Here is a 21,457-nt window from a genome sequence, read left to right on the forward strand (position 1 = left end):
CCTCACCCCCCAGCCGTGGTAGGAACGGCGGCCGCCTCGCGGTCGCTGTCGGCGGTGCCGGCACCCGTCGCCGTGGTGGCGTCGAGAGCCGCGAGGCCCAGCAGGTCGCGCACCCGGGGGGAGACGACCTCGCCGCCGTGGGTGATCAGCGTGTCGGCGATGATCGGATCCGTCAGGTCGAGGCGGACCGCGTCGTCGACGAGGAGCAACCGCAGGAAGTTGGCGAGGTTCTTCGCGTACAGCCGGCTGGCGTGCGCGGGCACCGTCGCAGGCAGGTTCGTCGGGGCGAGCACCGTCACCCCGCCGACGTCGACCTCCTCGTCCGGCATCGACAGCTCGCAGTTGCCGCCCTGCGCGGCGGCGATGTCGACCACGATGGAGCCGGGCGCCATCGCGCGGACCATCTCCGCCGTCACGATCACGGGCGCGCGCCTGCCCTGCACCTGCGCGGTCGAGATCACGATGTCCTGGGCGGCGACCACCTTGCCGAGCGCCTCCCGCTGGCGGCGCAGGAAGTCCTCGCTCTGCGCGCTGGCATAGCCGCCGGCCGTCTCGGCGCTCTCCGCCTCCAGTCCCAGGTCGACGAACGTCGCGCCGACGCTCTCGGCCTGCTCGGCGGCGGCCGCGCGCACGTCATAGGCGGAGACGACCGCCCCGAGCCGCTTGCAGGTCGCGATCGCCTGCAGCCCCGCGACCCCGGCGCCGATCACCAGCGCCCGTGCCGGTGGCAGCGTGCCGGCGGCCGTCGTCATCATCGGCAGGATCTTGTTCAGCCGGCCGGCGGCGACCAGCGCCGCCTTGTAGCCGGCGAGCGTCGCCTGCGAGCTCAGGACGTCCATCGCCTGCGCCCGGGTGATGCGGGGCAACAACTCCAGCGCGAAGGTGGTGACGCCGCGGGCGGCGAGCGCGGCCACTGCGGCCGGCGTCCCCAGCGGGTCGGCCAGGCCGACGATGACCTGTCCCGGCCGCGGCCAGGCGGCGGGCTCTCCCGTCGCCGTGGAGTCCGGGCCCGGGACGCGGACGAACAACGTGACGTCGGTGGCGAACACGTCCGCCGCCGTGCCGACGACCGCGCCGCGCTCGGCATAGGCCGCGTCGGGGAAGCCCGCGCCCGCGCCGGCGCCCGCCTCGACGACCACCTCGTGGCCGGCCTTGCGCAGGCCGTCGACCTCCTGCGGGATGAGGGCGACCCGCCGCTCGCCCGGCGCGGTCTCGCGCGCCACACCGATCCTCATCGGGCCCGGGCTCCCTTCCGGACCGGCGACGGGGTTCCGGCCGGATCGGCGGCGAGGTTCCCGCCGGATCGGGAATCCGGAAGGCCGCCGATCCGGCGGATCCGCGACGTGGCCGATCCGCCGCCGCCACCGAGACGGCCGGAGCTGCGACGTACCTGTCGGGTCACCCCACGTGTGGCGATCTCGCCGAAGCACGCGGAGAAACCGGAGAAACCGCTGATGGGCTTGATCGCGCTTTCGGCGGCGGGGGCCAGGATCTGGATACGGGACAGGGCCTGGAAACCTGGCATGCCGGCCTCGGTGCCGGTGGCTGGGGGCAATGCGGCGCGCCGCCGTGGTGACCTGACGGCGCATGGCGCCGTCAGAGCTGATGTCCGGTGCATGAAGGAACCTCCGCTGGTGGTTGGGTGGTGCCGACGACGGTGTCCCGGGCTGGGACACCGAGTGCGGGAACGCGAGGTCGGTTCGCGGCGACGGACGTCGCGAACGGGCTGGGGAGAAACGCTGTTGGCGGGGCGGCCGCCCCCGGTCCCGGGGATCGGCGTCAGCGGATCTCCGGGGGAGGGGGTCGTCTGGGCAGGCGGTCTGTCTGGTCAGGCGATGGGTCTGTCTGGTCAGGAGTCGTCTGGTCAGGCGAGCGCGCGGGCCGGGTTCTGGGGTTTCAACCTCAGCGAACCTCCGCCAGCGAAAACCCGGTCACGTCGGTGGCCGGGTTACCGGACCACTTCGGCGGCACTGCCGACAGGGACATGACCAGCGCGTTGTGACGCGTCGCGTCACCAACGAGCGGCGGCTCTGCCAAAGGAGGTGCGAGTGGGTGCTTCACCCACGCGTCCCTCCAACGTCGGTGACACGGTGAAATAGTTGGTACCGAGGCGGCGGTTCGTGGTCAATCACTTGTGTCTGCGCGCAGTATGTGGTGCGTCCCTGGCGGGCTGAAATGTGTCGTGCCCGCTGGGCGGCGTGGTCTGACCGTTCCGCTCGGCGCCGCCCGTCACCACGGCCGTTACCTGCGGGTAGATGCCCTGGTGCCGGCCGCGCCTGGGGCTCACGGCGGTACGCCGTGGCGTCGTGAATGTCACAACGAGAAGCGCGTCCGCGCTTCAGGGCGGCTTTGACGGACGCCGCGCGGAACGCCGCCGGTAAAGTTGCCGAAACAAGCGCGCGGCGCCATACCCGGCGCGGGAACTCCGAATGTGCCGTGACTAACATTCGCGCGCATGGGCGAACGGTATTAAGTATCCAATCCAGGTCGCCTGGCGCCTGCCCCGGCAAGGTTGACCCTGTCGCGCCGTCTGGCATGATCGCGATCTGCGCCCTCCGCGGGTCGCATCCGCCGGTCCTTCCGCGACCACCAGGGGGCGCAAAAGACGATCATGCCGGACGCCTCGGAGGCGTCCGGCGTCGGCGTCCGGCGTCCGGCGTCGTTCGTCAGGCGTTGTTCGTGCGGGTCAGTAGATACCGGCCCGTGACGAACGGCAGGTCGGCGTGGTTCACGATGCCGGGCGGCGCGGCGACCACCTGGGGGATCGCGTTGACGGCGGGCATGGCGGTGGTGACCGCGCCCGCGAAGTGCGCGCCGCCGAGCGGCGCGAGGCGCACCCGGACACCGGGTTCGCCCTCGATGTCCAGGACGTAGCCGTCCTCGACGGGCCAGTTCGGCGTCATGTCGTGGCCGAGCTTCCAGACGAACCGGCACTCGATGACCGACCGTCCCCGGTGGATTCCGGCGATGACGCCCTTGAAGCCCGCGATCTGCCCGTTCTCCAGCTTCATGAAGCCGAAGTCGGTGTCGGCATTCGCGGCGCCGAACTCGGCGGTGAAGCGGACCTCGTCGAGGTCGACCGCGAGCGCGTGCGCGAGCACCCGGATCTGCTCCTTGAACGAGCCGCAGTTCGCCTCGATCATCCCCGGCGCCGCCGGGTCGTCGGGGTCCAGCCCGATGCTCATCGCCCGGAACATCCTCTCGTTCGCGTAGCCGCTCATGTCGAGCGACTCCAGCAGCGAGATCCGGTCTATGCGGCTGCACATCGCGCTCGCCGCGAGCGCCGTCATCGCGGCGTGGCCGGGGTAGACGCCGGTCGTGTACAGCGACGAGCCGCCACGCTCGCAGGCCGCCACCAGCCGTTCGCGGGCGTCGTCGCCATAGCCGGAGCCGGCCAGCATGTACATCGTCGTCACGACGTTCGCGCCCGAGGCGAGTATCCGCTCGAGGTGATCGAAGTCCGGCCGGTACGCCATGTACGCCACGCAGTCGGGCCGCAGCGCCAACAGCGCCTCGACGTCGTCGGTGGCGGTGATCCCGATCGGCGCCATCCCGGCGAGCGTCCCGACGTCCCGCCCGACCTTCTCCGCCGAGTACGCATAGCAGCCGACGATCTCGAGCGCCGGATGCCCGGCCATCCCGCGCACGGCGGCGGAACCGGTCTTGCCAGTGGTCCACTGCACCACCCGCAGCTTCTGGACTGGCTCTGTCACTGGTTCGCCCTCCCCTTCACCGCGTACGACCGATGCGGCGCGCGACCGATGCGGCGCGAGGAAGGCGACCTCATCACATAGTGCCCTCTAGGTACAAGCGGTCGCCGTGCGGGCGGCTGGCAATCGGCTGATCGTCAGCTGGCGGCGCGCAGGGCGGCGAGGCCCAGGCGGTGCAGAAGGTCGGCCATGCGGGCGCGGCCGAGCCGGGCGGCGCCACCGGTGGCGCTGTACGGCGTCGAGTTGAGCAGGCCGAACGTGGCGTGGACGGCGGCGCGCGCCGCGTCCTCGGCGATCCCCGGGTCGCGTGCCCGCAGCTGGGCCACCCAGATCTCCACGTACCGGCGCTGCAGGCGCCGGACGGACCGCGCCGCCGTCTCGTCCATGCTCGCGAGGTCGCGGTCCTGGAGGCGGATCAGCTCGGGGGAGYCCAGCGCGAACGACACATGCCAGCGCACCAACGCGTCCAGCGCCTCGTCGGGGCTCGCAGCCGCCTCGGCCCTGACCGTCCCCTCGGCCAGCAGCCGCTCGCTGATCCCGACCAGCAGCTCGGTGAGGATCGCCTGCTTGCTCGGGAAGTGCTTGTAGACCGCCGGGCCGGAGACGCCGGCGGCGGCGCCGATGTCGTTGATGCTGACGCCGTGGTAGCCCCGGTCGGCCATCAGCCGCGCGGCGGCGGCCAGCAGCTGCTCGCGCCGCGCCCCCGACGCGGCCGCGGGCGCCGCTGTCGCGATCGGCGCGACACTTCCGGTCCCGGCGTCGCCGTGACCACCCGGAGGGCCGTCGTCCGAGGGCGTCGCCTCGGCGCGGGTCGTGCTGGCGCGCCCTGGCATGCAGGCAGATTACCGCTCGCGAACGGCCGCCCGGCCAGGCTGGTTAACATCCCCTAACTTCTCGGTGGTTAGGCGTTGCTAACCGCCGAGTGCCGATCGTGGTCTCCTCGGCGCTGTCCCGCCCGGCCCGGCCGGCCTGCCCACTCGCTCGCGGCTGAACGACGGCCGGCGGATCCTGATACCTGATCCCTCGCCCAGCGCTCTCGGATTCCGCTATGTGGGGAGCGGGGCGCCAGCGGCGACGGCGATGACGCCGGCCGCGGCCGCGGCGAGCAGGGTGAGGACGACGCCGCGGCGCGCCGCGACCAGCAGCACCGCGGCGCCGGCCAGGATGGCGTACTGCCACGCCTGGCCGAGCGCGAGCGCGAGCGGCACCGCCGAGCCGAGGATCGCGCCTGCCGCCGCCGGGCCGGCGCCGTCGAGGAAGGCGCGTACCCGGGGCTCGCCGCGCAGCTGGTCGAAGCGTCCACCACCGGCCAGCACGAACGCGAACGACGGCCCGAAGGCGACCGCGGCGGCCAGCAGACCGCCGCCCACGCCGTAGGCCGCGTAGCCGACCGCGGCCACCGTGTGGACGACCGGCCCAGGGGTGACCTGCCCGAGCACCACCGCGTTGAGGAACTGGCCGGCGGTCATCCAGTGGTAGTGGTCGACGGCGTCCGCCTGCATCAATGGAATGATCACGAAGCCGCCGCCGTACGACAGGGCGCCGACCTTGAACGCGACCCAGACGAGCGCCAGCAGCCCGCCGGCACCCACCGCGGACACCGCGCCCGCCAGCACCGGCAGCGGCGCGCCGGCCCGCACCCGCCCTTCGCCCCCGTCGCCCCCGTCGCGCCCGCTCGCTCGCCTGCCTGGGCCGGTGTCTCCCTCGGGCTCGGCCGAACGTGTGGCTCGAGTCTCCTGGGCCGCAGCCGTGACCTGCGCCGTCTCCGGCGAGCCACTCACGGCCTCGGCCGATCGACTCCCCGCTGGGGGGCGCAGGGCCGACGTCGCCAGCTCGACCGCGCCGCAGGCCAGCAGGACGAGCACCACCCACGGGCCGACCGTCGCCGCCGCGGCCATCCCCGCGACCAGGTACACCGGCCACCGCAGCCGGCCGAAGCGGCCGATGGCCCTGATCCGCCGCCAGCTCGCAGGCAGCAGCGCGAGGCCGGCCTGCACCGCGACCGCCGCGACCGCGGCGCCCGCGCCTGCTCCCGCCGCCCGCACCCAGCGCGGCGGCGAGYCGGCGAGGAACACCGCCGCCAGCGCCAGGGTCGCCACCAGCCCTGGCCCGATGAAGGCCAGCCCGCCGACGATCGCCCCGGCCCTGCCGCGCACCCGGAAGCCGCAGTAGATCGCCAGCTGGGTGGACGCCGGGCCGGGCAGCAGGTTGCAGGCCGCGACCGCGTCCTCGAACTCGGTGGCGGACAACCACCGGTGCCTGTCCACGCACAGCGCCCGCAGCAGCGCGATGTGTGCGGGCGGCCCGCCGAAGCCGACGCACCCGATCCGGCCCCAGGCGCGCAAAACGGTGACCAGGCCCGGTCGAGTGGGCGCCTCGGCCAGCGGTAGGTCCAGCCCCACAGATCATCCTCCGAAGCGCGACGGTCGTCCGATGTTGCCCGTCGGCCACGCACCCGCCAACGGCTGCTGGGAAAACCAGGGGTGAATGGTCGGGGTTCGCCCTAGCCGGGCGGTATAGGAATCCTGTCCTGGAGGGGTCTCGGTGGCCCGGAGTAGGCGGCCGTTACGGTGTGGGCTCGGCCCCGTCGGTCGACGCTGGCTGCGGGCCGTTCCGCGCTCACATCGATGGATGGAGACCCGGGTGACCTCTACCCCCGTTTCGGTGCTGCTCGACGGCCGGTCGTTCCTGGAGTGCCCTCGCTGGCACGACGGCCGGCTGTGGGTGTCCGACCAGTACCTCGGCGAGGTGCTGGCGGTCGACCCGGTCAGCGGCTCGGCCGAGGTGGTCGCCCAGGTCCCGGGCGAGCCGGCCGGGCTCGGCTGGCTGCCCGACGGGCGACTGCTCGTCGTCTCGATGCGCGACCGGCACCTGCTGCGCCAGGAGCCGACGGGTGAGCTCGCCGTGCACGCCGACCTGTCCAGCTTCTGCGACGGCAAGCTCAATGACCTGGTCGTCGACGAGCACGGCCGCGCCTATGCCGGGAACTTCGGCTTCGACGTGATGGCCGGCGAGGAGCCCCGGCCGACCGTGCTCATCCGCGTCGACCCAGACGGCACGGCCACCGTCGCGGCGAAGGACCTGATGTTCCCGAACGGCGCGGTCGTCCTCCCGGCCGGCGCCGGCGGCCGGCCGACGCTGGTGGTTGCCGAGACGTTCGCGTACCGGCTGACCGCGTTCGACGTGGCCGAGGACGGCGCGCTGGTCGGCCAGCGGGTCTGGGCCGACCTCGCCTCCGGCGGGCTGCGGGTGCCCGAGCTGCCGGCCGACGACCGGCTCACCGCCGTTGACGGCATCTGCGCCGACGCCGAAGGCGCGGTCTGGGTCGCGGACGCCTTCCACAACAGGGTGCTGCGGGTGCGCGAGGGTGGCGAGGTCCGCGCCGAGGTGTCGACCGGCGAGGAGGGCGCCTACGCCTGCGTGCTCGGCGGCGAGGACGGGCGGACCCTGTTCATCTGCACCGCCCGCTCCTTCGTGGACGACGAGCGCCGCGCGACCCGGGAGTCCCGAGTGCTCACCTGCCGCGTCGACGTACCCGCCGCCTAGAGAGCCAAAGGGTGTGCGAAAATGATCTTCTTTCGCATGCCCGGAGGCCGTTGCCCCGGGATCACTGATGGTCGGCACCGAAAGCGTCGTGGCGGATACCCCATGTGCCTGGAAGATGCGGCATCGTAGATAGATACGGGACTGCGCCGCTCTGCAGGCAGTGGGGGGAAATGCCGTATGCCGGCCCGCGCTCTTGACACGTTCTCCGCGGTGTACTTCCGCGGCCTGGCTGTGCTGCGCGCCCTCGTCGTGCTGTTCACCGTCAGCTATGTCGGGATCTGGTGGYGCGACTGGTACGGCCAGCGCCCGGGTGGCCTGGTCGGCCCGGCGCTCGTGGTGGCCTGGAGCCTGGTCTACATCGCGGTCACCGCCCGGCGGGCGCTGCCGCGGGCGCTCGTCCTCGTCGACGTCGCCATCGGGATCGCCGTCGGGCTGACGGCGCCGTGGACGGTGCCCGACGCCTCGCTGGGTGACCCCAGCTCGTGGGTCCTGCTCACCGTCGTGTTCGCCGCGCTGAGCGCGGTCTGCGCGCTGCGCACCCGCTTCTCGCTGGTGGCGATCCTGGCCCTCGCCTGCGCCCACTTCATTCCGGCCCATGACCACCGGCCACAGGTCGTCACCTCCACCGGGCTGTTGCTGTTCATCGGGCTCGCGCTGCGCCAGGGGGTGGTCCGGATCCGCCGGGTGGCGCTGGACGCCGACGCCTGGCTGGACGCGGTCGGCGCGCGGTCGCGTGCCGAGCTGGTCGCCGCGGCGCGCGCGCGGTCGGCGCGCTCGAGCGAGCGCTTCCTGCACGACACGGTGCTGAACATGCTCGCCGGCATCGGCCTCGGCGGTGTCGGCGACGCCGGTGTGGGCGGTGGCGCCGGTGGCGAGACCGCCGGCACCTCCTCGGGCGAGGCGGGTCTCGCGCGAGCCAGGGCGCGCTGTCGCCGCGTCGTCGCGCAGGTGGAGCAGCTGCTGGCCAGCTCCGGCAGCACCGCCGACGCCCCCGGCGACTCGGACGGCGAGCTGGACCGGCAGGTGCGCGCGGTCGCCGAGGAGGCTGTCGACGACGGCCTGGACGTGACGCTGACCTTCACCCGGGTCGACGACCGGCGGTGGCCACTGCCGGCCAGGCGGGCGCGCGACGCCGAGCCGGCCGGGCCCGCGGCCGAGCTCCTGCCCACGGACGTGGTGAACGCGCTCGCCGCGGCGATGCGCGAGGCGCTGACCAACATCCGCCGGCACGCCGGCGTCGGCGCGGCGCGCGTCAGCGTCAACCGCTGGCGGGACGGGGTGCGCGTCGAGATCGAGGACGACGGCGTCGGCTTCGACGCGGTCCGCTACGACCCCGCGGCCACTCGCACCGCCGCCGCTGTCCCGGCCGGTGACGGCCCGGACGAGGAGGCCCACCTCGGCGTCAGCGGCTCGGTGCACGGCCGGATGGCCGACGTCGGTGGCTGGGCCGGGATCGAGTCGGTCCCCGGGCAGGGCACCCGGGTCGAGCTGGACTGGCAGGCGCCGCGGCCCGTTCCCGCCGGGTCGGCCGACGGCGCCGACCTGCGCCGGGACTACGAACGGGCCATCCGCCGCGCCGTCGGCGTCGCCCTGCTGGCCGGCGTCGTGGTGCTCGCGCTGCCCGCGGTGGCCTTCCGCGCGCACTCCGAGCCGTCGCTGGACCTCCTCGCGCCGATCGCGTCGTACGCGTCGCTCCTGCTGTGGGTGGTGGTGGCCGGCGGGGCGCTCCGGATCGCCGCCGTCACCTGGTGGCGCCCGCTGACGGGCGTCGAGTCGCTGACGGCCCTTGGTTTCATCGTCGCGATCGTCCTGGCCGGCGCGGCGACCACCTCCGGCACCGACGTGATCAGGATCTACGACTGGGCCGGGATTCTGGCGCCGACGGTACTGCTCCTCCCGATCACCGTGTCCAGGCCGGCTCGGCAGTGGGTCGCGGCCGTGACGGTGGTGCTCGCGGTGGCGCTGGCGGTCAGCCTGCCCCGGATCGGCACGGCGCCGCTGGAGCTGATCCGGATGCTCGGCACCCTCTACGGGATCTCGACGGTCCAGCTGCTGGTGACGACCGCCGGGCCGGTGCTGCGGGCGACCGCCGACGCGACCACGCGGGCGGCGCACCTCGAGGCGGAGCTGGGCGCGCACCAGGAGGCGGCCGCCGTCGTGCGCCGGGACCGGGCGCGCCGGCTCGCCCGGCTCAACGGGGACGTGCTCCCGCTGCTGCGCGCGGTCGCGGACGGCTCGGCCGACCCGCGCGACGAGCAGGTCCGCCGGCTCTGCGCGAACCGGGCCAGGGCGCTGCGCCGGATGCTGTCCGGCTCCGGTGGGCGGGCCGGGCCGCTCGCCGAGCTGGAGACGGCGATCGACGCCGCCGAGGCGCGCGGCGCGACCGTCAACCTCCAGGTCGCCGGCGAGTTCGCCGACATCCCCTACGAGGTCCGCGACGAGCTCGTCGACCTGCTGAGCGAGACCCTGCGGGTGGCGCCGCCAGGCCGGGTGACCGTGACCCTGATGTGCGACGGCCGTACCGGCGACGGCTACATCTCCTATCCCGCGGTCTCCTATCCCGTGGTCATCCTCGCCGGCGCGGGCACCGCCGCCGGCGCCCCCAGCCGCTCGACGGTCCCGGATGGCCAGGCGGCCTCCGGCGGTCCGGGCACCACGTCGTCCGTGGCCATCCTCGACGGCGCGGCGCCCCCGGACGAGGTGGTCCCGCTGGACGGCACGGGCTGGCCGCGGACCTGCGCGCTGGTCACCCGGGTCGAGCTGGACGAGGACAGCACGATCGTCGAACTGGCCTGGCCGGCGCCGGCCAGCGCCGGCTGATCAGCCGGTTCAGCCGGTTCAGCCGGCGGGGCGCCTGCCCGGGGCGAGGCCGCCTAGACCCGCTCGCCGGCGACGAAGTCGACGAGCTGGGCCGCGCGCGGCAGGGCGGCGGCCCGGTCCGCCGCCACCAGGCCGATCCGGGCGCGCCGGTCGAGTAGGTCGTCGACGTCGAGTGCTCCCTCGTGCCGTAGCGCGAACAGCAGTTCCGCGCCCGTGACCGACGTCCCGGGAGCGATCGGCGCGAGCAGATCCGGATTGCCTCGCGCCTCGGCGAGCACGGCGGGTGCCTCGGTGCCGTACCGCTCGACCAGCCGCCGCGGCGCTTCGACGGCGGCGAGCTGGGCGCGCGGCGCCGCGCCGACCAGCGGCAGCCGGGCGGTACGGCAGGCTCCGGCGGCGAGACCGGCCCGCGAGACCGCCAGATCCACCGCGTCGCGCGCCATCCGGCGATACGTGGTCAGCTTGCCGCCGACGACGGTGACGACCCCGTCTGGGCCGACGAGCACGGCGTGCCGGCGGGACAGGTCGGCGCTGCGAGACGCGCGTGGGAGGGCGGGAGCCGCGGATGCGGCAGGAACCCCGGAAGGACCACGGCCGCGTAGTGGGTGCCTGATCGAGCGGACCAGCGACGCGGCGGCCCGGCCCGAGGAGCCAGCGGTGTCCGCGACGTCGAGGAGCGGGCGCAGCCCGGCGAACGCGCCGAGCACGTCGGCGCGGTCCAGCGGAGCGTCCAGCACGCCGGAGACGACGCCGAGCAGCTCCTCGACCTCGGCGGCGGTCGGCCGGGGCACATCCTCCACCGTGTCGGCCGGGACGTCGGTGAGACCCACGTAGACCCGGTCGTCGTCCTGCGGCAGCACCAGCGCGTAGCGGTTGCGCTTGCCCGGCATCGGCACGGTCAGCGCGGTGCGGGTGCCCCCGAACGCGCCCGCGGCGACCACCAGGTGGGTGCCCCGGCTCGGCCGCAGCCGCACCTCGGGCGCGAGCGTCGGCGCCCACACCCCCGTCGCGTTCACGACCGCGCGGGCCCGCAGCGAGAACGTCGAACCGGTCAGGGTGTCCTCGACGAGCGCCCCGGTGCCGTCGAGCGTGCGCGCCCGCAGCCGGGTGAGCACCCGCGCGCCGTGGGCCGCGGCCGTGCGCGCGATCGCGACGACGAGGCGCGCGTCGTCGACCAGCTGGCCGTCCCAGTAGATCAGCCCGCCGCGCAGTCCGGCCTCGCTGAGGGCCGGCGCGAGCTGGTGTGTCTCGACGGCGGTGAGCCGACGCGGCGGCGGCAGCGTGCCGCTGGGGGTGCGCGCGGCGCGGCGCAGCACGTCGGCGACCCGCAGGCCCGCGGTCATCACCGCCGCGTCGGTACGCCGTACGGCCGGCGTCAGCGGCACCAAGATCGGTACCGGGTGGACCAGGTGCGGCGCGGTCCGGCGCAACAGGATGTCCCGTTCGGTGGCGCTCTCCATCGCCAGCCCCAGGTCGCCGCTGGCGAGGTAGCGCAGCCCGCCGTGGACGAGCTTCGAGCTCCACCGGCTGGTGCCCCAGGCGAGGTCGCGCGCCTCGACGAGCGCCACCGACAGCCCCCGGCTCGCCGCGTCGAGGGCGACGCCGGCACCGGTCACCCCGGCGCCGACGACCAGCAGGTCGACGACCTCGCCGCCGGCCAGGCGGGCCAGCTCGCGCTCGCGGCGCGCCGGCGACAGCGACCCGCCCGGCGTAGGTGTCGAGATGGGTCCAACCCCGTTCATCGCGTCCTCCCTCTGCCGCGCCTGGCGTTGGGTGTGGCGTCGGGGTGCGGCGTTCGCGACACCAGCGTGCGTGGTCGGCCGGGCAGCGTCCACCCCGACCTGCCCAACGACTCGGCCCTTCCAACGACGCAGGTCCGCCAATCGGGGCCATACGGATAACGCGGTGGCGGTGACCCTTGCCACACCACCGAAGCGGCCGCCCCGGGCCCAGGCGCGGCGGGTTGCCAGCGGGGGCAGGGGGAGCAGAGTTGTCGGGGTGACCGAGTCGCCGAATCCACCGGACAGCCTCAGCCAGCGCCTGGCCTCGCCCGAACGGGCCGGTGACGCCGGCGACCTGGCCTGGTGGGGATGGGGGAGCCCCGACGAGCGGGCGGAGCTGCCCGAGGCGGTCCGGACGCTGCTCGTCGACGGGCTTGGCTTCGCCGAACGGCCGAGCCCGCCGGTGGATCTCGGCGCCGTCGAGCTCGCGGTGTCCGCGCTGCCCGGGCCCGCGCGCGCCGCCCTGGCCGCCATCCTCGGCGCCGAGCACGTCCGCGACGACCGGGAGGTCCGGATCCGGCACTGCCGGGGACGGTCCACCCCCGACCTGCTCGCGCTGCGCGCCGGCGACGCCTCCGCCGCCCCGGACGCGGTTCTGCTGCCGGCCAGCCACGACGAGGTCGCCGCGGTGCTCGCCGCCTGCGCCGAGCACCGCGTCGCCGTCGTGCCGTTCGGCGGCGGCACCTCCGTCGTCGGCGGTCTCGCGCCGGCCAGGGCCGGCTTCGCCGCCGTCGTCGCGCTCGACCTGCGCCGGATGAACCGGCTGCTCGACGTCGACCCGGTCTCGCTCACCGCCACGCTGGAGCCGGGGCTGCGCGGCCCCGCGGCGGAGGCGCTGCTCGCCGTGCACGGCCTGACCCTCGGCCACGTCCCGCAGTCCTGGGAGTACGCGACCATCGGCGGCTTCGCCGCGACCCGTTCCAGCGGGCAGGCGTCCAGCGGCTACGGCCGGTTCGACGCGGTCGTCGTCGGGCTGCGGGTGGCGACGCCGCTCGGCGGCTGGGAGCTCGGCCGCGCGCCGGCGTCCGCCGCCGGCCCCGACCTGCGCCAGCTGGTGCTCGGCTCGGAAGGCGCGTTCGGGGTGATCACCGCGGTGCGGGTGCGGGTGCGCCCGCTGCCGGCGGAGCGGCGCTACGAGGGCTGGCGGGTCGGGACGTTCGACGCCGGCCTCGACCTGATGCGCGAGCTGGCCCAGCGCGACCTGCTCCCGGCGGTCGCCCGCCTGTCCGACGAGCTGGAGACGGCCGCGGGCGCCGCCACCCCGCACGGCGCCGGTGAGCCGACCGGCGACGGCACGGACGGCGACGGCGCGGACGGCGCCGGCGCGGGGCCCGGATGCTACGTCGTGCTCGGGTACGAGGGGGAGCCGGAACGGGTACGCCGGCACGCCGCGGATCTCGCCGAGCTGCTGCGCGCCCGCGGCGCCCGCCCGCTGGGCACCGAGGTCGGCGACGACTGGGTGCGCGGGCGGTTCCACGGCCCCCGCCTGCGCGACGCGCTGCTGGACGCGGGCATGTTCGCGGAGACGCTGGAGACGGCCACCTTCTGGTCGGGGCTCGGCGGTCTGTACGCGGGGGTCAGCGGCGCGCTCGCCGAGGCCTACGCCGCCGCAGGGGTGCCGGTGGTGGTCCTCTGCCACGTCTCGCACCTGTACCCGACCGGCGCTTCGCTGTACTTCACGGTGGTCGCCGGCCACAGCGACGACCGCGCGGGCCTGTGGGCCCGGGCGAAGGCGGCCGCGAGCGCGGCGATCGTCGCCGCCGAGGGGACGATCACCCATCACCACGCCGTCGGCACCGACCATCGCCCCTGGCTCGGCGCCGAGATCGGCGACGTCGGCGTCGCCGTGCTGCGCGCCGTCAAGCGGGCGCTCGACCCTGCCGGCATCCTCAACCCCGGTGTGCTCGTCCCGGAACTGCCCGCGTCCGTAGGGCTGCCGGCGTCCGTGGGGGTCGGCGCGCCCAGAGCGGGATCGATAGGCTGACGGTGCCGCCTACGACATTCGGTAGAACCGACGGTGGGACCGGGTCGAGGCGGGAGCTTGAGGATCTTCCCCCGTGGGTGGGGGCGCGAGAGGGGTGCGCAGTGGTAATCGGGGCAATAGTGATCTTCGCGCTGTTGATGGCGATCCCGCCGTTGATCGTCTTCCCGCCGATCTTCTACTACTACCGGAAGTCGGCTCCGCTGCGCGCCCAGGCTGAGCTCGACCGCACGCGCAGGGCCCGCGAGCTGGTCGGCCGCTAGCCAGGCCGCCCGGATCGCGGCCGGCCCGGCGACCGGTCTGGCCGCCGGCCGGTCCTCGGCCCGGTCGGCGGGCTTTCGTCGCCGGGTCGGGTTCGAACAAATTTTCGGCGCCCTGGTCGTGCGGCGGCGCTCGAACGGTCCAAGATGGGCCTATGCCACGGGAGATGCCGGCCGCGGCCACGGGCGCGGCGACGGCCAAGGGCGCGGTCGCGGCCAAAGGCCCGCCCGCGCCCGAGCCGGCGCCGGCGCCCGCGACGCGCGGGCTGGTGCTCGTCGGCCCTGGTGCCGCGTTCGGCACCGAGCTGCTCGCCCGGTTCGGGCGGGAGGGCTTCCGGCTCGGCGTGGTGGCCCGCTCCGCCGACACGATCGCCCGGGTGACCGGGGAGCTGGCCGGCGCCGGGCTGACCATGCGCGGCGCGGTCGCCGACGTCACCGACGCCGCCGGCCTGGCCGCGACGCTGGCGGGGCTCGCGGCGGATCTCGGCGGCCTGACCGTGCTCGTCTACAACGCGAAGCTGTCGATCCGCGGCAGCGCGCTCTCCGTCCCCGCGGACGTCCTCAACCAGACGCTCGCCGTCAACGTCACCGGTGCCCTCACCGCGGTCCAGGCCGCGACGCCGCTGCTGGTCGACCGGGTCGGCGCGACGATCCTGGTGACCGTCGCCGGCAGCCGTACCGAGCCGCCCGCCGGTCGGTTCGCGCTCGCGGTCGGCAAGGCGGGGCTCGCGACGCTCGCCGCCGCCGTGAGCCCGGCGCTCGCGGACCAGGGGGTCCGGATGCGCACCGTCGTCCTGGACGGCAAGGTCGGCCCCGGCGGCCCGCTGCGCCCCGAGGCGGTCGCCGACCACTTCTGGCAGGCGTACGCGTCCCCGCGCGGCGCGGTCTTCCGGCTCGCCCCGCCCGGCCCCCGCCGGTCCGCCGCCACTCTGCCCCTCGAGGTCTGAGCAGGCCCCTCGAGGTCCCGAGCCTTGCCCCTCGATACCTGAGCCGCGTACGGTCCGCCGAGCGCCCGGCTCCGCCTGTCCGTGAAACTGGGGCGCCACCTCGCGGACGGCGGCGGTGTCGTGACGCTGGGAAACGTCGGAAACTGGACACCCGCCCCGTGGTTACGATCACCCCCTCAGCGCTCCCAGCCGGGTCTGGACGTGGGACCATCCGATGGATGAGCCGACGGGGTGGGGAAGTCCTCGCGCGCGTGGGTCGGCGCGGCCCTGATGGGAGATGACCCCGTGAACAACCCAGCAGACGACGAGGCGTACGAGCCCGGCGAGGTCGCCCGGGCCCGACGCGACTCCGCGGACAGGAGCGGGCGGGGGGCCCCGAACCGCCCGGGCGCGCCGAGCGCGCCGCCGCCGCCTCCTGAGTCGTTCCGGCCCGCGAGCCCGCCGCCCCCGGCGGACTGGTTCAAGCCGGCCTCCGGGCGCGATGGCGATGCCGGCGCTGGCGGCGGCAAGCCCGCCCGCGGCTCCGGTCGTGGGACGGCCAGGTCGCGTCGCGACGCCGGCGGCGCCGGCGGCCCGGGAAGCGCCGGTTACACCTCGCAGCCCGGCATCCCCGTCGAGCGGTACCCGACCCCGCGTCCCGGCGAGTTCCCGGCACCGGTCCCGCCGACCCGCCGCCAGCAGCCGCCGGCTCCCGCCAGCCCGCCCAGGCCCCAGGGGCGTTCCGGCGGGGAGCGGCCCACCGAGTACATCGGCCGGGTCGGCTCCGGCGGGGGCGCCGGTGCCCGGACGCCGGGCCAGGGCGGCGGGGCCGGCAGGCCGACCGAGCAGCTGGGCTACGGCCAGCGCGACACCGGTGCCGACTACCACGATCCCGCGGTCGACACCAACGCCGTCACCGAGTTCAGCGAGGCCTCCGCCCAGGCCCCTCCGGGGGGCTGGCAGGCCGCCGGAGCGGGTGGCGGCTGGCGCGACGGCACGGCCGGCCTGCCGCAGGCCGCGGCCGGCACCGGCGGCACGCCGATCCCCGGCGCCGGCACGGCCGAGCAGAAGCCACCGAAGCGGCGCCGCCGCCGCGGCCGGGTGATCGCGCTCGTCGTGGTCCTGCTGCTGCTGGTCCTGGCCATCCCGCTCGACCGCGTCGCGGCGCACATCGCCGTCGGCCAGATGCGCAAGCAGGTCGAGGTGGCCGTGGCCCAGAACATGAAGCCCGGGCAGCAGCCGCCGATCGTGCGCAAGGTCAGCCTCGGCGGCTTCCCGTTCCTCACCCAGGTCCTGTTCGGCAAGTTCAAGGACATCGGCGTCTCGCTGGAGAACATCCCGACCACCGCGGACGGGCCGAAGATCTCCGGCGTCGACGCGCACCTGAAGGGCGCGCACGTCCCGCTCGGTGACGCGATCTCGAACAACGTCGGCAAGGTTCCGGTCGACGACGTCGAGGCGACCGTGCGGATCAGCTACGACGAGATCAACGCCTTCCTCAAGGACAAGCAGTTCGGCTGGCAGCTCGCGCCCGTCGACGGCGGCAAGAAGGTGCAGATCACCGGTTCGACCGAGCAGTCGCTCCCCGGCGTCGGCAAGGTCAATGTGCAGCTGACCGGCGTGGGGTCCTTCACGGTGGAGAACAACCAGCTCAAGATCACCCCGTCTGACGTCGAGGTCAAGGTCGATACGCCGCTGGGCGGCCTCCCCGGTGGAAGTCTCCCGATCGGTGACCTGACGTCGAACGCCTCCATTCCCGTTCCGCTGCCCCTGCCGGACAACCTGCCGTTCGACCTGACCATCGTCAGCGCCGGGACGACGACGACCGGCCTGTCCGTGTCGGCGACCGCCAAGGACGTCGTGCTGCCCGCCCAGTCCAAGTAGCGCACTGTCACCCTGGAGCCCGGGCGGACCGCGGCCCAGGCTCCAGGGTGGCCGGGCTTTGGGCACGTTCCGTGATACCGGACGGGGTTCGCGGTGGTCACGGGTCGCTCCGGGGGCGGACCAAGGTCAGGTCAACGACAGACCTGGGCCCGCTGTCCCCGAGGAGAGGATGCTCGGACCCGTCCGATTCGGACAACAGTCCGTGGATCGGTACCGTCGTCGGAGCGCGTACGCGGCCCTCGGGGGGAGCGTTCGTCGGACCGGTCGCCAGGCAGGAGGAGCGGAATCCGGATGGTGGTTGGTGAGGTCGACGGCCTCACGGCGTGTGACCGGCCGCGGTCGTTGCGCGCCAGCAGGTCTCTTTTCCMAGAAGTACCGGGGGTGAGAGGGCCGATCGCTGGTCCGCTCCCTTACCCGGCTCAGAAGTGCCGTGGGGCGCGACGCTACGATCTGCCACAAGATCGGTCGTTTCGTGACGAGGTTGGTCTGGTAGTGGCGCCGTCGAGCTACCCGTTCTGGGTACCCGGGATCTCCCGGGCCCTGGGCGCGCCCGTATTTGGTGGGCAGACGGTTGGCGGACAGAAAGAGCTCGGCGGGGCAGCCCGGCCAGCGTCCCGTCCCGAAGGGGGAGACACGTGTCTACGGCCGTTCTGAGGATCAGCAGCGAGGCCGGCCAGGTCGTCGTACCGACCGGACAACCACGGTTCATCATCGGCCGGGCCCGCAACGCGGACTATGTGATCGCGGATAGCCGGGTGTCCCGGCAGCATCTCATGATCGAGGAGACGGCTGACGGCTGGGCCGTGCGGGACGTGAGCTCCAACGGCACCTGGCTCGGCGGCCAGCGGATGCTGCAGACCGTCGAGGTCCACGGCGAGACGCGGTTCCGGCTGGGTACGCCCACTGGTCCCGAGGTCGCCATCCTCACCGAGTTCCCGTCGCAGCGGTCGCCGTACGACTACGGCGGCGACGCGGGCATGTACGGCGGCGGCGGCGACGCGGACATGCAGACCATGCTGCCGAACCAGGCGGGCTACATCCCGCCGCGTTCGCCCGGCGCCAACCGGCCCACCCGGCCGACCCGGGGTGACGACCTCGACTACCAGGACGCCCGTGCCGGCGGCCAGCGCCAGGGCGAGTACGTCCAGGCCGACGCGCACGCCCGGCTGGACCGCGAGCACGAGCGCAGCAAGACCTACCCCCTGCGCCAGGGCACGATGACGATCGGCCGCGGCCGCGACAACGACATCACCATCACCGACCTGCTCGCCTCCCGGCACCACGCCCAGGTCTCCGTCCGGGGCAACAACGTCGAGCTCGTCGACCTCGACTCGGCGAACGGCTCGTTCCTCAACGGCAAGCGGGTCCAGCGGGGCCGGGTCGGCCAGGGCGACGTGATCGCCGTCGGGCACCACGTCTTCCAGCTCGAGGGCAACCAGCTCGTCGAGTACGTCGACTCCGGCGACGTCAGCTTCGAGGCCGACGGCCTCAACGTCTGGGCGCCCGGCGGCGGCAAGCAGCTCATGCACGACATGACGTTCCGGCTGCCCGGGCGGGCGCTGCTCGGTGTCGTCGGCCCGTCCGGTGCCGGCAAGTCGACGCTGCTCAACGCGCTCACCGGCTTCCGCCCGGCAAACAAGGGCACCGTCCGCTACGCCGGCCGGGACCTCTACGACGAGTACGACGAGCTGCGCCGCCGGATCGGCTACGTGCCGCAGGACGACATCCTGCACACCTCGCTGACCGTGCGGAAGGCGCTCGAGCTGGGCGCCGAGCTGCGCTTCCCGCCGGACGTCACGGCGACGGAGCGTTCCGCCCGGATCGACGAGGTGCTCGGGGAGCTCGGCCTGACCCAGCACGCGAACACGGTCGTCTCCCGGCTGTCCGGTGGCCAGCGCAAGCGGACCTCGGTCGCGCTCGAGCTGCTCACCCGCCCGACGTTGCTGTACTTGGACGAGCCGACCTCCGGTCTCGACCCGGGCATGGACCTCAACGTCATGGAGTCGCTGCGCAAGCTCGCCGACGACGGCCGCACGGTCATCGTCGTCACGCACTCCGTGCTGCAGCTCGACCTGTGCGACTACGTCCTGGTCCTTGCCCCCGGCGGCTACGTCGCCTACTTCGGCCCGCCGCAGGACGCGCTGCCGTTCTTCGGGGAGAGCAACTACCCCCGGGTCTTCCGCGGGCTGGAGGCGACGCCGGGCGCCGAGTCGGCGGCGAACTTCCGCCAGTCGCGGCACTACGTCCCGTCGGCGGTGACCGCGCCGTCGGCGCGGCCGGCGCCGGAAGAGCTGCCCAGCATCCGGCAGCAGTCGGTCGGGAAACAGCTGATCACGCTGAGCCGGCGAACATTCGCGGTCATCGCGTCCGACAAGGGCTACCTACGATTGTCGATCGCACTGCCGTTCGTGCTCGGCGCGATCCCGCTGGCCATCGGCGGCGACTTCAAGGACACCAACGACAACTTCACGCCCAACTCGGACGCGCCCACGATCGTCCTGATCATGGTGTTGTGTGCGTGCTTCATGGGCATGTCGAACTCGATCCGCGAGATCGTCAAGGAACGCGAGATCTATCGCCGAGAACGGGCGATCGGTCTCTCGCGGGGCGCCTACGTGGGCTCCAAGGTCGTCGTACTGGCGATCATCTCGGCGCTGCAGTCGATCCCGTTCACGATCATCGCGATCGGCACCCGGCTACCACCGGACCCGCTGCTCGTGAACACGCTGCTGGAGTTCATGCTCGCGGTGTTCGTGGTGCTCTTCGCCTCCGCCATGGTCGGCCTGATGATCTCCGCGCTCGTGGACAACGCCGACAAGACGATGCCGCTGATGGTGGTCGTCACGATGATCCAGCTGGTGTTCAGCGCCGGCATCGTGCCGGTGACGGGCACGCCCGGCCTCCAGCAGGTCGCGGTCATCTCGCCGGCCCGGTGGGGCTACGCGGCCATGGCCTCGGTCGGTGACTTCAACCTGCTCACCAAGGCGGGCCTGAAGCGTCCGGAGACCAAGAACGGGAAGCCGGTGGCGGGCAGCGAGGTACCGGTCAACCCGCGGGCGCCCGAGCGGGACGCGCTCTTCGACCACACGCCGAAGCAGTACGTGACCGACATCGGGCTCGGCCTCGTCGGCGGAGTCGTGTTCATCGGCATCGCCTCGAGGCTGCTGCGCCGGCTCGACCCGAAGTCGAACAAGAAGCGCGCCAAAGCATCCGCGAGCGCCTGACTCAGGTCCCGCGACCGACGGCGGCGGACGGCTCCTCCCTCAGGAGGACGGTCCGCCGCCGTCGGTGTTTCCCGGCGCCCGCAGGCCTACGCCGGGGTGAGCCGGACCGGGAGTGACTTCAGGCCGTTGTTCAGGTTGGAACGGACCCGGACGGGTGGGCCGGCCAGCTCGATTCCGGTGAACGAGGAGAGCAGCTCCTCGAGGAACACCCGGCCCTCTAGGCGGGCCAGATGGGCGCCGAGGCAGAAGTGCTCGCCCTTGCCGAACGACAGGTGCCGGTTAGGGGAACGGCGGATGTCGAACCTGTCCGGGTCCTCGAAGACCGTCTCGTCCCGGTTGGCGGCGGTGAAGTAGGTGGCGAGCCGGTCACCCGCCCGGATCCGGACGCCGCCGACCTCGGCGTCGGCGGCCGCCGTTCGCCGGAAGTAGTGCAGTGGGTTCGCCCAGCGCAGGATCTCCTCGACCGCGCCCGGCGCGAGCGACGGGTCGGCCCGCAGGTCGGCGAGCTGGTCAGGATGCGCGAGCAKGGCGAGCAGCCCGGAGGACAGCATCGTCTGGGTGGTGTCGTTGCCGGCGGTGACGAGCTGGACGAAGAAGCTGCCGTAGTCGAGATCCGACATCGTCCGGCCGCCGAAGTCGCCGGCCAGCAGCAGGCCGGTCAGGTCGTCGCCGGGTGGCAACGCGCGCCGGCGCGCGGCGAACCCGGCGGCGTACATCGCCATCTCGACGGTCGGCGCCGCCGCGCCCTCGGCGCCGGCCCGGGTCGTGTCGTCGGCGTCCTGGCCGCGGTTGAGGGCCTGCGCCAACCGGTGGACGTAGTCCCAGTCCTCGCGAGGCAGGCCCATCAGCTCACCGACGACGCGGGTGGGCAGCTGCCCCGCGACCTCGCTGACGAACTCGACCGCGTCGCCAGACCGGCCTCGCTCGGCGGCCTCCCGCATGATCGCCCGGGAGGCGTCCCGCACCCGCTGTTCGAGCATGGCGACCGCGCGGTGGGTGAACCGGTGCGCGAGCGGGCGACGGTAGTCCCGATGCCGCGGCGGGTCCATCGCCAGCAGCATGCCGCGCATCTGGGCGAGCCGGTCGGGGGGCAGGTCGTCGAGCACGACACCGCCTTCTTCCGAGCTGAACAGCTCGGGGTCGCACAGCACGCGCTCGACCTCGGCGTAGCCGAGCACCGCCCAGTAACCGGGGGCCGCGGGGCCCGCCGGCACCTCCTGCCAGTGGACGGGAGACACCMGCCGCAGCGCGGCGAACGCCTCGTGCGGCGGCCCGGCGAGGTAGGTGCCCGGGTCGTAGAGGTCGACGAGAGCGCTGGTCGGCAT

The 21,457-nt window shown here is 73.9% G+C and carries 13 protein-coding genes; 7 read left to right on the forward strand and 6 right to left on the reverse strand.

The genetic code is table 11. From position 1 onward, the window contains the following. Window positions 1–2: 2 nt before the first annotated feature. The 4 genes from BCD49_RS34955 to BCD49_RS41480 all read right to left on the reverse strand — a co-directional run bounded on the left by BCD49_RS34955 (window position 3) and on the right by BCD49_RS41480 (window position 6,112). Window positions 3–1,235, reverse strand: a complete 1,233-nt coding sequence (locus BCD49_RS34955; RefSeq protein WP_007513632.1) for an NAD(P) transhydrogenase subunit alpha — start codon at window positions 1,233–1,235, stop codon at window positions 3–5. 1,431 nt (window positions 1,236–2,666) lie between these two features. Then, window positions 2,667–3,713, reverse strand: a complete 1,047-nt coding sequence (locus BCD49_RS34965; RefSeq protein ID WP_007513638.1) for an NAD(P)H-dependent amine dehydrogenase family protein — start codon at window positions 3,711–3,713, stop codon at window positions 2,667–2,669. Window positions 3,714–3,847: 134 nt separating this feature from the next. After that, window positions 3,848–4,543, reverse strand: coding sequence for an SACE_7040 family transcriptional regulator (locus BCD49_RS34970; protein WP_083401883.1), 696 nt, complete (start codon window positions 4,541–4,543; stop codon window positions 3,848–3,850). A 213-nt stretch (window positions 4,544–4,756) separates the two neighbouring features. After that, complete coding sequence (locus BCD49_RS41480) at window positions 4,757–6,112, reverse strand: chromate transporter (RefSeq protein ID WP_083401884.1); 1,356 nt, start codon at window positions 6,110–6,112, stop codon at window positions 4,757–4,759. A 241-nt stretch (window positions 6,113–6,353) separates the two neighbouring features. Between BCD49_RS41480 and BCD49_RS34985 the strand changes: the two genes are divergently transcribed. Both BCD49_RS34985 and BCD49_RS34990 read left to right on the forward strand, forming a co-directional pair. Next, complete coding sequence (locus BCD49_RS34985) at window positions 6,354–7,256, forward strand: SMP-30/gluconolactonase/LRE family protein (protein WP_007513644.1); 903 nt, start codon at window positions 6,354–6,356, stop codon at window positions 7,254–7,256. 177 nt (window positions 7,257–7,433) lie between these two features. Continuing rightward, a complete protein-coding gene (locus tag BCD49_RS34990) occupies window positions 7,434–10,076 on the forward strand; it encodes an ATP-binding protein (protein WP_071042366.1) in 2,643 nt (880 codons plus the stop codon). A 53-nt stretch (window positions 10,077–10,129) separates the two neighbouring features. On the opposite strand, the gene BCD49_RS34995 is transcribed toward BCD49_RS34990, so the two are convergent. Next, window positions 10,130–11,818: a glycerol-3-phosphate dehydrogenase/oxidase gene (locus BCD49_RS34995; protein WP_007513649.1), complete on the reverse strand. Its 1,689-nt coding sequence runs from the start codon at window positions 11,816–11,818 to the stop codon at window positions 10,130–10,132. Window positions 11,819–12,074: 256 nt separating this feature from the next. Here BCD49_RS34995 and BCD49_RS35000 point away from each other — a divergent pair, with 256 nt between their 5' ends. From BCD49_RS35000 to BCD49_RS35015, 5 genes are all read left to right on the forward strand, one after another. Further along, window positions 12,075–13,841 carry an FAD-binding oxidoreductase gene (locus BCD49_RS35000; protein ID WP_007513651.1) on the forward strand — a complete coding sequence of 589 codons (1,767 nt, stop codon included), beginning with the start codon at window positions 12,075–12,077 and terminating at the stop codon, window positions 13,839–13,841. A gap of 101 nt (window positions 13,842–13,942) precedes the next feature. Continuing rightward, window positions 13,943–14,101, forward strand: a complete 159-nt coding sequence (locus BCD49_RS44455; protein WP_007513653.1) for a hypothetical protein — start codon at window positions 13,943–13,945, stop codon at window positions 14,099–14,101. 152 nt (window positions 14,102–14,253) lie between these two features. Then, complete coding sequence (locus BCD49_RS35005) at window positions 14,254–15,045, forward strand: SDR family NAD(P)-dependent oxidoreductase (protein ID WP_007513655.1); 792 nt, start codon at window positions 14,254–14,256, stop codon at window positions 15,043–15,045. A gap of 285 nt (window positions 15,046–15,330) precedes the next feature. Further along, entirely contained in the window at window positions 15,331–16,908 is a 1,578-nt protein-coding gene (locus BCD49_RS35010; protein WP_232794235.1) for an LmeA family phospholipid-binding protein, read from the forward strand. A 635-nt stretch (window positions 16,909–17,543) separates the two neighbouring features. Further along, on the forward strand, window positions 17,544–20,132 hold the full coding sequence (locus tag BCD49_RS35015) for an FHA domain-containing protein (RefSeq protein WP_007513659.1): 2,589 nt from the start codon (window positions 17,544–17,546) through the stop codon (window positions 20,130–20,132). A gap of 86 nt (window positions 20,133–20,218) precedes the next feature. Here the strand turns inward: BCD49_RS35015 and BCD49_RS35020 are convergent, their stop codons facing one another. Next, a complete protein-coding gene (locus tag BCD49_RS35020) occupies window positions 20,219–21,457 on the reverse strand; it encodes a cytochrome P450 (RefSeq protein WP_071042367.1) in 1,239 nt (412 codons plus the stop codon).

The sequence above is a fragment of the Pseudofrankia sp. EUN1h genome (assembly GCF_001854645.1).
Lineage (GTDB): Bacteria > Actinomycetota > Actinomycetes > Frankiales > Frankiaceae > Pseudofrankia > Pseudofrankia saprophytica.

Coding starts and splice junctions, on each gene's coding strand:
- BCD49_RS34995 (WP_007513649.1), bottom strand. CDS start 11,818: ATGAACGGGGTTGGACCCATCTCGACACCTACGCCGGGCGGGTCGCTG.
- BCD49_RS34955 (WP_007513632.1), bottom strand. CDS start 1,235: ATGAGGATCGGTGTGGCGCGCGAGACCGCGCCGGGCGAGCGGCGGGTC.
- BCD49_RS35005 (WP_007513655.1), top strand. CDS start 14,254: ATGCCACGGGAGATGCCGGCCGCGGCCACGGGCGCGGCGACGGCCAAG.